The 13,790-nt window shown below is 72.9% G+C and carries 12 protein-coding genes; 3 read left to right on the forward strand and 9 right to left on the reverse strand.

Going from position 1 to position 13,790, the window contains the following annotated elements:
- From ACFXDE_RS25540 to ACFXDE_RS25575, 8 genes are read right to left on the reverse strand one after another with little or no spacing between them, the layout of a single operon-like run.
- Entirely contained in the window at positions 1–312 is a 312-nt protein-coding gene (locus tag ACFXDE_RS25540) for an L-rhamnose mutarotase (RefSeq protein WP_380446208.1), read from the reverse strand.
- Positions 309–989 carry a lactate utilization protein C gene (locus ACFXDE_RS25545; protein WP_380497082.1) on the reverse strand — a complete coding sequence of 227 codons (681 nt, stop codon included), beginning with the start codon at positions 987–989 and terminating at the stop codon, positions 309–311. The genes ACFXDE_RS25540 and ACFXDE_RS25545 overlap by 4 nt, the downstream gene beginning before the upstream one ends.
- Positions 986–2,470 carry a lactate utilization protein B gene (locus ACFXDE_RS25550; protein ID WP_380497083.1) on the reverse strand — a complete coding sequence of 495 codons (1,485 nt, stop codon included), beginning with the start codon at positions 2,468–2,470 and terminating at the stop codon, positions 986–988. The genes ACFXDE_RS25545 and ACFXDE_RS25550 overlap by 4 nt, the downstream gene beginning before the upstream one ends.
- Entirely contained in the window at positions 2,467–3,207 is a 741-nt protein-coding gene (locus ACFXDE_RS25555; protein ID WP_380497084.1) for a (Fe-S)-binding protein, read from the reverse strand. The genes ACFXDE_RS25550 and ACFXDE_RS25555 overlap by 4 nt, the downstream gene beginning before the upstream one ends.
- On the reverse strand, positions 3,207–4,205 hold the full coding sequence (locus ACFXDE_RS25560; protein ID WP_380497085.1) for an aldo/keto reductase: 999 nt from the start codon (positions 4,203–4,205) through the stop codon (positions 3,207–3,209). The genes ACFXDE_RS25555 and ACFXDE_RS25560 overlap by 1 nt, the downstream gene beginning before the upstream one ends.
- Positions 4,202–4,966 (reverse strand): SDR family NAD(P)-dependent oxidoreductase, encoded by a 765-nt coding sequence (locus tag ACFXDE_RS25565; protein ID WP_380497086.1) that lies wholly within the window; start codon positions 4,964–4,966, stop codon positions 4,202–4,204. The genes ACFXDE_RS25560 and ACFXDE_RS25565 overlap by 4 nt, the downstream gene beginning before the upstream one ends.
- On the reverse strand, positions 4,963–6,300 hold the full coding sequence (locus ACFXDE_RS25570; protein ID WP_380446214.1) for an L-fuconate dehydratase: 1,338 nt from the start codon (positions 6,298–6,300) through the stop codon (positions 4,963–4,965). Before ACFXDE_RS25570 ends, ACFXDE_RS25565 begins: the two co-directional genes overlap by 4 nt.
- A gap of 11 nt (positions 6,301–6,311) precedes the next feature.
- Positions 6,312–7,163, reverse strand: a complete 852-nt coding sequence (locus tag ACFXDE_RS25575) for a fumarylacetoacetate hydrolase family protein (RefSeq protein WP_380497087.1) — start codon at positions 7,161–7,163, stop codon at positions 6,312–6,314.
- A gap of 346 nt (positions 7,164–7,509) precedes the next feature.
- Between ACFXDE_RS25575 and ACFXDE_RS25580 the strand changes: the two genes are divergently transcribed.
- From ACFXDE_RS25580 to ACFXDE_RS25590, 3 genes are all read left to right on the forward strand, one after another.
- The gene (locus ACFXDE_RS25580) at positions 7,510–8,562 is read left to right on the forward strand and encodes a sugar ABC transporter substrate-binding protein (RefSeq protein WP_380497089.1); all 1,053 of its coding nucleotides are present in this window, start codon (positions 7,510–7,512) and stop codon (positions 8,560–8,562) included.
- A gap of 83 nt (positions 8,563–8,645) precedes the next feature.
- Positions 8,646–10,220: a sugar ABC transporter ATP-binding protein gene (locus ACFXDE_RS25585; protein WP_380497090.1), complete on the forward strand. Its 1,575-nt coding sequence runs from the start codon at positions 8,646–8,648 to the stop codon at positions 10,218–10,220.
- Positions 10,204–11,235 carry an ABC transporter permease gene (locus ACFXDE_RS25590; protein ID WP_380497091.1) on the forward strand — a complete coding sequence of 344 codons (1,032 nt, stop codon included), beginning with the start codon at positions 10,204–10,206 and terminating at the stop codon, positions 11,233–11,235. The genes ACFXDE_RS25585 and ACFXDE_RS25590 overlap by 17 nt, the downstream gene beginning before the upstream one ends.
- 75 nt (positions 11,236–11,310) lie before the next feature.
- On the opposite strand, the gene ACFXDE_RS25595 is transcribed toward ACFXDE_RS25590, so the two are convergent.
- Positions 11,311–13,758, reverse strand: coding sequence for a SpoIIE family protein phosphatase (locus ACFXDE_RS25595; RefSeq protein WP_380497093.1), 2,448 nt, complete (start codon positions 13,756–13,758; stop codon positions 11,311–11,313).
- Positions 13,759–13,790 lie beyond the last annotated feature (32 nt).

Raw genomic sequence — 13,790 nt, forward strand, 5'->3', positions numbered from 1 at the left:
TCACAGCTCCCACACGACGGGGAGCCCGGCCGCGCCGCCCGCCTCGGAGTAGTCGTGGACGACGTCGAGGAGCTCGGCCATCCGCGCCTGCCAGGCGATGTTGACCGGGAGGTGCTCCAGCTCGGCGAGCAGCCGGGCGTAGTCCTCGCACTCCAGCAGGTGGAACAGCTCGGACCCGCTGCGCCAGATGGTCCAGGAGGTCACGCCGGCGGCCCTGATGGCGTCGGTGAGTTCGGCCGGTACCTCGCGGTGCGCGGCCTCGTACTCCTCGATCCGGTCCTCGCGGACGCGGGTGTGCAGGGCGATCCTCATGGCTGCTCCGGGTGTTCGGGGTGGGGCGGGCCGGTGGTGCCGGCGGGCTCGACGATGATCACGTCCAGGGTCCGGGGCCCGTGCACGCCCTCGACCCGGGTGAGTTCGATGTCGCTGGTCGCGGAGGGGCCGGAGACGAAGGTCAACGGCAGGCGCGGGTCCAGGCGCGCCAGCGCCGCGGGGACGTCGTCGACGATCTGCTCGGCGCGGACGACGCACAGGTGGTAGTCGGGGACGAGGGTGAGCGCGCGCCTGCCCTGGCCCGGCCCGGTGTCCAGGACGATGGTGCCGGTGACGGCGATGCCGACGGCCGCGAGGGTGACGGCGCCGTCCAGGGCGTCCAGGGCGGGGACGTCGAGGGGCTCCCGGTGCCATTCCCGGTTCCCGGGCGGCAGGAGCTCGTCGGGGAAGCCGTCGGGCACCGCCAGGCGCGTGGCCCCGCGCGCGGTGAGGGCGGCGGCGATGGCCCCCGGCAGGCCGGCCGGGTCGGTCCGGGTCACGGTGGCCCGGTAGTCGGCGACCCGCTCGGCGAAGAGCGCCGTGAGGTCCTCGCCGGGGGCGGTGTGGCCGCGCCGGTAGTCACGGGGGACGGGGACGTCGTCCGGGCCTTCGTCGGCGGGGACGTCCGCGAGGGCGGCGCGGATCCGGGCGAGGACGGCCTCGCGGGTGCTCGTCACTTCCCCTCCCGGTTCTTGCGCCACCAGGCGCGGAACGACTCCGCGGGCGGCGCGGGGGTGTCGCGGTCGGCGGACCAGGCGCCCAGGGGGCCGGGGCCGGGCAGCTTGCCGATCCGTCCGTTCCGGGCGAGGGCCCGGCCGCCGAGCGAGGCCGCCTTCTGGGCGGCGGTCAGCAGCGCGGGGGAGTCGAGGACGGTGGCGGCCGCCTTCATCGCGAGTGCCTCCGCGCCGGGTAGGCGCTTGTTGCTCCGCTTGGCCCGGACCGCCGAGGCCCGCAGGTGGACCAGCAGCTTCGGAATGTCGATCTTCACCGGGCAGGCGTCGTAGCACGCCCCGCACAGGGTGGAGGCGAACGGCAGGCTGGCAGCGCTGCTTTGAGTGTCACTGCCGACGCCGACCAGCTGCGGGGTCAGCACGGCGCCGATCGGCCCCGGGTAGACCGAGCCGTAGGCGTGTCCGCCGGTGCGCTCGAAGACCGGGCAGACGTTGAGGCAGGCGGAGCAGCGGATGCAGGCCAGGGCCTGGCGGCCGACGGTGTCGGCGAGGGTGTCGGTGCGGCCGTTGTCGAGCAGCACGAGGTGGAACGCCGACGGGCCGTCGGACTCCGTGGTGCCGGTCCAGGTGGAGGTGTACGGGTTCATCCGCTCGCCGGTGGAGGAGCGGGGCAGCAACTGGAGGAACACCTCCAGGTCGGTCCAGGTGGGCACGACCTTCTCGATGCCCATGACGGTGATCAGGGTCTCGGGCAGGGTCAGGCACATCCGGCCGTTGCCCTCGGACTCGACCACGACGACGGTGCCGGTGTCGGCGACGGCGAAGTTGGCGCCGGAGACGGCGACCTTCGCGCGGAGGAACTTCTCCCGCAGGTGCCGGCGGGCGGCCTCGGCGAGTTCGGCGGGCTCGTCGGTGAGGCCCTCGGGGGCCGGTTGCCCCCACTCGCCCATCCGCTCGGTGAACAGGTCGCGGACCTCGGTGCGGTTGCGGTGGATCGCCGGGACCAGGATGTGGGAGGGGCGGTCGTCGCCGAGCTGGACGATCAGTTCGGCGAGGTCCGTTTCGTAGGCGGCGATGCCGGCCTCGGCGAGGGCCTCGTTGAGCCCGATCTCCTGGGTGGCCATCGACTTGACCTTCACGACCTCCCGCTCGCCGGTGGCGCGCACCAGCTCGGTGACGATGCGGTTGGCGTCGGCGGCGTCGGCGGCCCAGTGCACCGTCCCGCCCGCCGCGGTGACCGACTCCTCCAGCCGGAGGAGGTGGTGGTCGAGGTGGCGCAGGGTCCGCGTCTTGACGGCGTCGGCGGCGTCGCGCAGCGCCTCCCAGTCGTCCAGCTCCGAGGCGACGGCGAGCCGCTTGTCGCGGATGACGGTCGTCGCCCGCTTCAGGTTGGCCCGCAGCCGGGTGTCGCGGAGGGCCTCGCGGGCGGCGTCGGGGAAGGACGGCGAGCCCAGCCAGACCACTCCGCGGTCGCCGGGGGCGGTCACGTTCTCACTCCTTCGGTGGCGGCGAGGATCTCGGCCAGGTGCATGGTCCGCACCGCCGCGCCCTGCCGGGACAGGCCGCCGCCGATGTGCATCAGACAGGAGTTGTCGGCCGTGCACAGGACTTCGGCGCCCGTCCCGAGGACGTCCTCGACCTTGTCGGCGAGCATCGCGGCGGAGGTCGCGGAGTTCTTGACGGCGAAGGTGCCGCCGAAGCCGCAGCACGACTCGGCGGCCGGGAGCTCGACCAGGTCGAGGTCCTCGACCGCCCGCAGCAGCCGTTGTGGGCGGTCGCCGAGGCGCAGTGCGCGCAGCGAGTGGCAGGTGGGGTGGTAGGTGACGCGGTGCGGGAAGCGGGCGCCGACGTCGGTGACGCCGAGGACGTCGGTCAGGAACTCGGTGAACTCGTGCACCCGGGGCGCCAGTTCGGCGACCTGCCGGCGCAGCCCCGGGGTTCCGTACTCCTCGGCGAGGACGGGGTGGTGGTCCCGGACCAGACCGGCGCAGGAGGCGGACGGGGTGACGACGGCGTCGTACGCGCCGAAGGTGCGCGCGAACCGGGTCACCAGCGGCGCGGCCTCCGCCGGGTAGCCGGTGTTGACGTGCATCTGCCCGCAGCAGGTCTGTTCCATGGGGAACTCGACGGTGTGGCCGAGCCGTTCGAGGACGCTCACGACGGCCCGGCCGGTGCCGGGGAACATCGTGTCGTTGAAACACGTGATGAAGAGCGCGACGCGCATCAGCCGGTGCCCTCCGGGGTCGGTACGTCCGCGGGAAGCAGCCCGCGGTCCTTGAGTTCGGTCCAGAGCGCGGCGGGCACCGGGTGGCGCAGCATCGCGGCGGAGTCCCGGACCTCGGCAGCGCTGCGGGTGCCGACCAGGGCGCTCGCCACGGCGGGGTATCCGAACGGGAAGCGCAGTGCCGCTGCGCGCAGCGGCACGCCGTGCCGCTCGCAGACGGCCTTGAGGTCGAGCGCCCGGGTGAGGAGTTCCTCGGGCGCGGCGGTGTAGTCGAAGGTGGCGCCCGGGCGCGGGTCGGCGAGCAGGCCGGAGTTGAAGACGCCGCCGATCACGACGCCGACGCCGCGTTCGGCGGCGAGCGGCAGCAGCTCGGTGAGCCCGCGCTGGTCGAGCAGGCTGTAGCGGCCGGCCAGGAGGACGGCGTCGAGGTCGGTCTCGCGGATGAAGCGGGCGAGGAGCTCGGCCTGGTTCATCCCGACCCCGATGGCGCCGACCATGCCCTCGTCGCGCAGCCGGGCCAGTTCGGGGTAGGCCTCGCCGAGCGCCTGCTCGGCGTGGTCGTCGGGGTCGTGGAGGTAGACGACGTCGATCCGGTCCAGGCCGAGCCGCTCCAGGCTGTCCTCGATCGACCGGCGGACGCCCACGGCGCTGAAGTCCCAGATCCGGCGGTGGGTGGCGGGGACGGCGAAGCCGTTGGCGAGGTCGTCGCCGGCCGGCTCCGGGGCCGGCCTCAGCAGGCGGCCGACCTTGGTGGACAGCGTGTACTCGTGCCGGGGGAGCCCGGCCAGGGCCCGACCGAGCCGACGCTCGGACAGGCCCAGGCCGTAGTGCGGGGCGGTGTCGAAGTAGCGGACACCGGACTCCCAGGCGGCGGCGACGGCCGCTTCGGCGTCGGCGTCGGACACCGGGGTGAACAGGTTGCCGATGCCCGCGGCGCCGAAGGCGAGTTCGCCCACCTCCACGGCGCTGCGGCCCAGCGGCCGGGTGCGCGGGGTCATGGCCGCGGCTCCGGCCGCAGGCGCAGGCCCGCCATGCCGCCGTCGACCTGCAGGGCCGTGCCGGTGACGCTGCCGGCGGCCGGGGAGGCCAGGTAGGCGACGGCGGCGGCGACCTCCTCGGCGGTGACCAGGCGGCCGTGCGGCTGGCGGCCGTCGAGTGCCGCGCGCTCGGCGGCCGGGTCGTCCGCGGAGTCCAGCAGCCGTCCGACCCACGGGGTGTCCACGGTGCCGGGGTTGACGCAGTTGACCCGGATGCCCTCGCGGACGTGGTCGGCGGCCATGGCCAGGGTGAGCGAGAGCACGGCGCCCTTGCTGGCCGAGTAGAGCGCGCGCTGGGGCAGGCCGGCGGTGGCGGCGATGGAGCAGGTGTTCACCACCGCGGCCCGGGTCGAGCGGCGCAGGTGCGGCAGGGCGGCCCGGGTGGTGCGCACGACGCCGAGCAGGTTGACGTCGAGGACGCGGTGCCACTGCTCGTCGAGGTTGTCCTCCACGGTTCCGATCGCGCCGATGCCCGCGTTGTTGACCAGGATGTCGATCCCGCCGAGGGCCTCGGCGGCCGACCGGACGCCGTCGCGCACGGAGGCGTCGTCGCTGACGTCGGCGGTGAAGCCCAGCAGCGGCTCCTTCACCCCCGACGGGTCGAGGTCGAGGACGGCCACGCGGGCACCGCGCTCCGCGAGCAGGGACGCGGTGGCGAGGCCGATCCCGGAGGCGCCGCCGGTGACGAGCGCCGTCAGTCCGTCGAGTTCTGCGGTCGTCATGCGCTCGCCCCCTCCGTCTGCGTCAGTTCGGCGGCCCAGAACGTACCGCGCGGGTAGTGGTAGGTGTCCAGGGCGGACTGGTGCATGGCGGCGGAGAACCCGGGCGCGGTGGGCGCGCGGTAGTGGCCGTCGGTGATCACCACGGGGTCGAGGAAGTGCTCGTGGAGGTGGTCGACGAACTCGATGACGCGGTCCTCGGTGGTGCCGGTGAGCGCCACGTAGTCGAACATGGACAGGTGCTGGACGAGTTCGCACAGGCCCACGCCGCCGGCGTGCGGGCACACCGGGACGCCGAACTTCGCGGCGAGCAGGAGGATCGCGAGGTTCTCGTTGACGCCGCCGACCCGCGCGGAGTCCAGCTGGAGGACGTCGATCGCGTCGGCCTGGAGCAGCTGCTTGAACACGATGCGGTTCTGCACGTGCTCGCCGGTGGCGACCTTGACCGGGTGGACGCCGCGGCGGACGCTGGCGTGGCCGAGGACGTCGTCGGGGCTGGTGGGCTCCTCGATCCAGTACGGGTCGAACTCGGCGAGGGCGTTGGTCCACTCGATGGCCTCGCCGACGTTCCAGCGCTGGTTGGCGTCGATGGCCATCCGGATGTCGGGTCCGACGGCGGCACGGGCGGCGCGGCAGCGGCGGATGTCGTCGGCGAGGTCGGCGCCGACCTTGAGCTTGATCTGGGTGAAGCCGTCGGCGATGGCCGCCTTGGCGAGGCGGGTGAGCTTCTCGTCGGAGTAGCCGAGCCAGCCGGGGGAGGTGGTGTAGGCGGGGTAGCCGCGCTCGAGGAGCCGGGCGGCGCGTTCGGCGGCGCCCTCCTTGCCCTTGGTCAGCAGCTCCAGGGCCTCGTCGGGGGTGATGGCGTCGGCGATGTAGCGGAAGTCGACCTGGGAGACGAGCCAGGCGGGGTCGGCGTCGGCGAGCAGCTGCCACAGCGGCTTGCCCTCCGCCTTGGCGGCGAGGTCCCAGACGGCGTTGACGACGGCGCCGATGGCCATGTGCATCACGCCCTTCTCGGGGCCGAGCCAGCGCAGCTGGCTGTCGCCGATCAGGTCGTGGTAGAGCGAGCCGGGGTCGGCGCAGAGCTCGGCGACCGGGCGCCCGAGGACGTGCGGGCGGAGCGCGTCGATGGCGGCCACCTGGACGTCGTTGCCGCGTCCGATGGTGAAGGTGAAGCCGTGGCCCTCGGGGCCGCCGTCGGAGGTCCGCAGGACGACGTAGGCGGCGGAGTAGTCGGGGTCGGGGTTCATCGCGTCGGACCCGTCCAGCTCCCGCGAGGTGGGGAAGCGGATGTCGTAGGTGTCGACGGCGGTGATCCGCGCAGTGGTTGCGGACAAGGGGTTGCCTTTCACGCGTTGGTGAACGTCTGGCGCTGGGTGCCGAGGCCGTCGATGGACAGCTCGACGGTGTCGCCCGCGCGCAGGTAGGGGGTGCCGGGCAGGCCGAGGGCCACGCCGGCCGGGGTGCCGGTGTTGATGACGTCGCCGGGGTTGAGCACCATGTACTGGCTGAGGTACCAGACCAGGTACGCGACGTCGAAGATCATGTTCTTGGTGCTGCCGTCCTGGCGCTGCTCGCCGTTGACGCTCAGCCGCAGCGCGAGGTCCTGCGGGTCGCCGGCCTCGTCCGGGGTGACCAGCCAGGGGCCGAGCGGGTTGAAGGTCTCGCAGGACTTGCCGATGTCCCACTGGGCGGAGAACTCCAGCTGGAACTCCCGCTCGGAGACGTCGTTGCTGATCGCGTAGCCCGCGATGCACTGCGCCGCCTCGCCCGGGTCGGCGAGGTAGCGGGCCCGGCGGCCGATGACGACGGCGAGCTCGACCTCCCAGTCGGTCTTCACCGAGCCGCGCGGGATCAGGACCTCGTCGAAGGGTCCGACGACCGTGGACGGGTCCTTCATGAAGACCACCGGCCGCTCGGGGACGGCGGCGCCGGTCTCCTCGGCGTGGTCGCGGTAGTTGAGGCCGATGCAGACCACCTTGCCGGGGCGGGCGACGGGGGCCGCGATCCGCAGGTCGGACGCGTCCACGACGGGCAGCGAACCCTCGGCCAGTGCGGCGCGGACCCGGCCGATCCCGCCCGAGGCGAGGAAGGCCCCGTCGATGTCCTCGGTCAGGCCCGCGAGGGCGTAGACCGTTCCGTCCTCGTCGCGGACGGCCGGCGTCTCCGCTCCCGGCTCGCCGACTCGCAGCAGCTTCATGGTGGCTCCCATCAACACATCGGATGTATCCGTGGTGCCACGACCATACGAGGCCGCCTCGGGCATCGCAAGGATTCCTCCGATGTTTGCTCGCCGGCTGTCCGGACTCGCCCTCAACTGCGCAGGTGAAACCGCGTAATTGGGCCTTGGTTGAGGTGCGGGAGGGGGTGCGGATCACGGTTGGGAATCATCCGAGGTTTCCTCTTGTCAGTCGGATTTCCGGCTCGTAAAGTCCTCGTCACCAGCAGCCATCCGATGACTGCCGCCGGATGCCCGGACGCCTCGCGATCCGCCCCCACCCGCGCCGCGGCGGCGCCGGCCTTCCCAGCCAAGGAGACCCAGCACCATGAAGCCTCGCTCCTCCAGAATCGCGGCTACGGCCGCCGCCGTGGCCCTCCTGGCGGGGTTCGCCACGGCCTGCAACCGCGGCAGCGACTCGGCCTCCTCCGCCTCCGGCGGCGGCAAGCCCGCGATCGGCATCGACCTGCCCCGCGCGGACTCCGACTTCTGGAACTCCTACGCGCAGTACATCAAGCAGGGCGCCTCCTCCCAGGGCCTGAACACCCTGCCGGTGAGCAACTCGCAGAACGACGTGACCAAGCTGGTCGCCAACGTCCAGGTCTTCCAGAACACCGGGGCCAAGGCCGTCGTCATGGCCCCGCAGGACACCGGGGCGATCGCCTCCACCCTGGACCAGCTCTCCGCCAAGAAGATCCCGGTCGTCAGCATCGACACCCGGCCCGACAAGGGCAACGTCTACATGGTCGTGCGCGCCGACAACAAGGCCTACGGCACCAAGGCCTGTGAATTCCTCGGCAAGCAGCTCGGCGGCAAGGGCAAGGTCGCCGAACTCCAGGGCGCGCTCAGCTCCATCAACGGCCGCGACCGCTCCGAGGCCTTCGCCGCCTGCATGAAGGAGAAGTTCCCCGACATCCAGGTGATCGAGCTCGCCACCGACTGGAAGGGCGACGTCGCCTCCGCGAAGCTCCAGTCCACGCTCGCCGCCAACGCCGACCTCGGCGGGATCTACCTGCAGGCCGGCGGCGTCTTCCTGCAGCCGACCCTCGCCCTGCTCCAGCAGAAGGACCTGCTCAAGCCGGCGGGCCGGCCGGGCCACATCGCCATCGTCTCCAACGACGGCATCCCGCAGGAGTTCGACGCCATCCGCAAGGGCGACATCGACGCCACCGTCTCCCAGCCCGCCGACCTGTACGCCAAGTACGCGCTCTTCTACGCGCAGGCGGGTGCCGAGGGCAAGACCTTCCAGCCCGGCGCGACCGACCACGACTCCACCATCATCCAGCTGCCCAACGGCCTGGAGGACCAGCTCCCCGCGCCCCTGGTCACCAAGGACAACGTCGACGACAAGGCCCTGTGGGGCAACAACGTCAGCAAGTGACCAAGCCCCCGCGGGCAGGCGGAGCACGGCACCCGGGCCGATGGCCCGCCCGCCCGCGGGACCCACGGAGAGGACACCCCGCCATGGCGGATCCCAGCCCCGTACGGGGCCCCGTCGTCGAGGCCGACGGGATCAGCAAGCGCTTCGGCGCCACCGTCGCCCTCAGCGACGCCCGCATCTCGGTCGCCCCCGGTGAATCGCACGCCCTGGTCGGGCGCAACGGCGCGGGCAAATCCACCCTCGTCTCGGTCCTCACCGGGCTGCAGAACCCCGACACCGGCACCCTGCGGTACAACGGCGAACCCGCCCCCGCCCCGGGCGACAGCGACGCCTGGCGCTCGCGCGTCGCCTGCGTCTACCAGCGCTCCACGATCATCCCCGCGCTGACCGTCGCGGAGAACCTCTTCTTGAACAGGCACAGTCCGGGCCGGCAGAGCACCGGCGCGCTGCGCCCGATCAGCTGGAAGCGACTGCGGCACCGGGCGAGCGAGTTGCTCGCCGAGTACGGCGTGGACGTCGATCCGACGGCCCGCGCCGAGGACCTGACCGTCGAGCAGCGCCAGTTCGTCGAGATCGCCCGCGCACTGTCCTTCGGCGCCCGGTTCATCATCCTGGACGAGCCCACCGCCAAGCTCGACGCCCGCGGCATCGAGAAGCTCTTCGCCAAACTGCGCGGACTCCAGGAACAGGGCGTCGCGTTCCTGTTCATCTCGCACCACCTGCAAGAGGTCTACGAGCTCTGCAGCACCGTCACGGTCTACCGCGACGCCCGGCACATCGTCACCGCCCCGGTCGCCGGCCTCGACCAGCACGCCCTGGTGGAGGCGATGACCGGCGAGTCCTCCCGCGGCGTGGAGCCCAGCTGGTCGGCGACCGGCCGAGTGCTCCCGGACGACGCGCCGCCGCTGCTCGACGTCACGGGCCTGAGCCTGGCCGGCCACTACGGGGACGTCGACCTGACCGCCCGGCCCGGCGAGGTGGTCGGCCTGGCCGGCGCCGCCGCCAGCGGCAACGTCCAGCTCGGCGAGACCCTCGCGGGACTGCACCGGCCCGTCGCCGGGACCGTCACCGTCGCCGGACGACCGGTGCGCACCGGAAAGGTCCCCGCCGCGCTCGCCGCCGGCATCGGGTTCGTCCCCGAGGACCGGCACATCCAGGGACTGATCCCGCAGCGCAGCGTCGCCGAGAACGCGACCCTCACCGTCACCGACCAGCTCGGCCCGTACGGCACCGTCCTGCCCTCGCGCACGCGCGGCTTCGCCCAGCGCATGATCGGCGACCTCGACATCAAGACCCCCGGCCCCGGCACCCCGGTGTCCGCGCTGTCGGGAGGCAACCAGCAGAAGGTCGTCATCGCCCGCGCGCTGGCCACCGAGCCGCACGTCCTGGTCGCCATCCGCCCGACCAACGGCGTCGACATCAAGTCCAAGGAATCCCTGCTCGGCACCATCCGCCAGGTCGCCGACGACGGGAGGACCGCCCTGATCGTCTCCGACGAACTCGACGACCTGCGCGTCTGCGACCGCGTCCTGGCCATGTTCCAGGGGCGCGTGGTCGCCGAGTTCGAATCCGGCTGGAGCGACGAAGAACTGGTCGCGGCCATGGAGGGCATGTCCGGCCCGACCGACACGAAGGAAAGCAATGTCTCCCACCACTGAGCTCCCCGAGCTCCCCGGCGCGGCGGCCGACGTCCCCGCGGGCCGCCGCCTCGACCTCGCCCGCTACCGCGACCTGTCGCTCGTCCCGGTCCTGTTCGTGCTGGGCGTCATCGGCTTCATCGTGTCGCCGGCGTTCCTCACCTCCGACAACCTCCTCGGCGTCGGCCAGCAGGCCACCGAACTGAGCCTGCTGGTCCTCGCCGAGGCGCTCATCCTGATCGCCGGGCGGATGGACCTCTCCCTGGAATCCACCATCGGCGTCGCCCCGGTGATCGCCGTCTGGCTCGTCCTGCCCGACCACGGCGCCCGCTTCAACGGCCTCGGGCTCTTCCCCACCTGGACCGCCATCCCCCTGTGCCTGCTGGTCGGCGCCCTCATCGGCGCGATCAACGGCTTCCTCATCCTGAAGCTGCGCCTCAACGGCTTCATCGTCACCCTCGGCGCGCTCACGCTGCTCCGCGGCCTCCAAGTCGCCATCTCCCAGGGCCAGTCCATCGTCAACGTGCCGGACTCCTTCCGCTACCTCGGCAGCGCGAGCTGGCTCGGCGTCCCGGCCGCGATCTGGATCTGCGCCCTGCTCTTCCTGATCGGCGGCAGCGCCCTCGCCTGGCTGCGGCACGGCCGTGCGCTGTACGCGATCGGCGGAAACGCCGAGGCCGCCCGGGCCGCGGGCATCCGCGTCGACCGGATCACCTGGGCCGTGCTGATCCTCGGCGGCCTGCTCGCCGCCTTCGCCGGCGTCCTCTACACCGGCCACTACGGCTCGATCTCCGCCGATCAGGGCAACGGCTGGATCTTCCAGGTCTTCGCCGCCACCGTCATCGGGGGCGTCAGCCTCAACGGCGGCCGCGGCACGCTCTTCGGCGCCCTCACCGGTGTCCTGACGCTCCAGCTCGTGGTCAACGTCATGACCCTGGCCGGTGTCCCGCCCCTGTGGAACCAGTTCCTCAACGGCGCGATCATCATCATCGCGCTGATCATCTCCCGCTACGCCTCCGGCGAGAAGCAGGAGTAGTCCGAGGGCCGTCACCCGACCGTGCCGGACCGTCCCGTCCGGCACGGCCGCGTCGTGGGCCGGCGGCGTCCGGGATCACGTCGGGCCGAGGCTCTGGGCGCACCAGATGGTCTTGCCGCTGGTGCTGTGCCGGGTGCCCCAGCCCTGGGTGAGCTGGGCGACGAGCATCAGGCCCCGGCCGCCCTCGTCGAAGGTGCGCGCCCGGCGCAGGTGCGGGGAGGTGTCACTGCCGTCGGAGACCTCGCAGATCAGCGAGGTGTTCCGGATCAGCCGCAGCCTGATGGGCGGTTGGCCGTACTTGATCGCGTTGGTGACGAGCTCGCTGACGACCAGTTCGGTGACGAACGCCGTCTCCTCCAGGCCCCAGACGGCCAGTTGGTCGGCGGCCAGCCGCCTGGCGTGCGCCACCTGCGCGAAGTCGGACTCGATGTCCCAGTCGGCGACGTGGTCGGGGTCCAGCGCGCGGGTGCGGGCGAGCAGCAGGGCCGCGTCGTCGGTGCGGTGCTCCGCCAGCATGGCCTTCATCGCCGTGTCGCAGAGCGCCTCCAGCGACGCGGCCGGCCCGCTGAGGACCCGCAGCAGATCGGCGGTCCCCTGCTCGGCGCCGCGCTCGCGGCTCTCCACCAGGCCGTCGGTGTAGAGGGCGAGCAGACTGCCTTCGGGCAGCTCGATCTCGATCGCCTCGAACGGCAGCCCACCGACGCCGAGCGGGGGCCCCGGCTGCGCTTCGACGGCGGTGCCGGTGCCGTCCGGCGAGACGACCAGGGGCAGCGGATGGCCCGCGCTCGCCATCGCGCAGCGGCGGGAGACCGGGTCGTACACGGCGTACAGGCAGGTGGCGCCGGTCTCGCCGGTCGGCTCGTAGCCGCCGTCGGGCCGGGGGTCGTCGGGGAGGTGGAGGACCAGGTCGTCCAGGTGGGTGAGCAGCTCGTCGGGCGGCAGGTCCACGTCGGCCAGGGTGCGGACCGCCGTGCGCAGCCTTCCCATGCTGGCCGAGGCGTGCACGCCGTGGCCGACGACGTCGCCGACGACCAGGGCGACCCGGGCGCCGGACAGCGCGATGACGTCGAACCAGTCACCGCCCACGCCGGCGCCGGCTCCCGCGGGCAGGTAGCCGGAGGCCACGTCGATCGCTCCGTGGTCCGGCAGCCGCTGGGGCAGCAGGCTGCGTTGCAGGGTCAGCGCGAGGGCGTGCTCGCGCGTGTAGCGGCGGGCGTTGTCGATGGCGACGGCGGCCTTGGCGGCCAGTTCCTCGGCCAGGATCAGGTCGTCGGCGGTGAAGGCCTCGGGCCGGTCGCGGCGGGCGAAGGCGACGACGCCGAGCACGGCGCCGCGTGCCAGCAGCGGCACGGTGATCTTTCCGGTCAGCCCCTTCGCGGCGATGGACCGGTCGATCAGCGGGGTGCCCGGCGGCCAGTGGGCGGGATCGGCGGCGAGACCGGGGCCGAAGGCCCATTCGCCGCCCTGGTTGGGTTCGGCGGCGAGCTGCACCACGGACCTGCCGGCGGACATGCAGCGGGCGGCGACGGAACCGGGGGCGTAGCTGACCCGCGCGGACGGTCCGGGCGGCAGGTCGGGGTCCTCCTTCGCGCTGTGCCGGGCGGCGCGGCCGAGCGTGATGGTGCCGCCGGCGGCGACCGCGGCGGAGGCGGGCGGTTCCTCCCCGCGCAGCACCTCGTCGAAGAGGTCGACGGTGACGAGGTCGGCGAAGCCCGGCACCGGGGTCTCGGCCAGTTCCCGGGCGGTGCTGGTCACGTCCAGGGTCCGGCCGATGCCCCGGGTGGCCTCGTTGAGGATGAGCAGGCGCTGGCGGGCCCAGTACTCGGCGCTCATGTCGAAGCCCCAGTTGGCGACCGCGCGCACCGTGCCCCCGGCGTCCCGGACGGGCCAGATGCTGGTGGCCCAGGCGTTCGCGTAGGCGCTGCCCAGCGGCTTGAAGATCGTGATGAGCCGCGCGGGCACGCCCGTCCTGGCCACCTCGGAGAGCTTGTCGGTGTACGGGACGCCCTGCAGCTCGGGGAACAGCTCGCGGTACTTCTCACCGCGGATCTGCTCCTCCGTGTGCGCGATCACCCGGCACGCGGCGGCGTTCACCCACAGGAACCGCAGGTCGGGGTCGTAGACGCCGAGGGCGAAGGGGCACTGCTCGAAGGCCCGGTCGGCGATCACGGGGCGGCGCGCCCAGCGCTGCACGGTCACCACACGGCCCACCGCCAGGCCGTCGGCGCCGTGCAGGGGGTGGGCCGTCACCACGGCGTCCACCGTGGAGCCGTCCCGGTGGCGCACGGCCATCAATCCCGTCGGGTCCGGGCCGTCACGCCCGGGGCTGTCACTCCCGGGGCTGTCATTCCCAGGGAAACCCGGCGGGGGATCGACCAGGAAGTCCGCCACCGGGCGACCGACGGTCTCCTCGGCCGTCCAGCCGAGTAGCAGGAGTGCGCCCTCGCTCCAGCCGCTCACCACGCCGTCCGGGTCGACCACGACAACGGCGGTGGGTGCGTCCTTCTCGCCAGTCGTCTCCACGCGCGCCTCCGTCCGGGCAGCCGTGCACGCCG

It is taken from the genome of Kitasatospora sp. NPDC059408 (assembly GCF_042751525.1).
In the GTDB taxonomy this organism is placed as follows: Bacteria; Actinomycetota; Actinomycetes; order Streptomycetales; family Streptomycetaceae; genus Kitasatospora.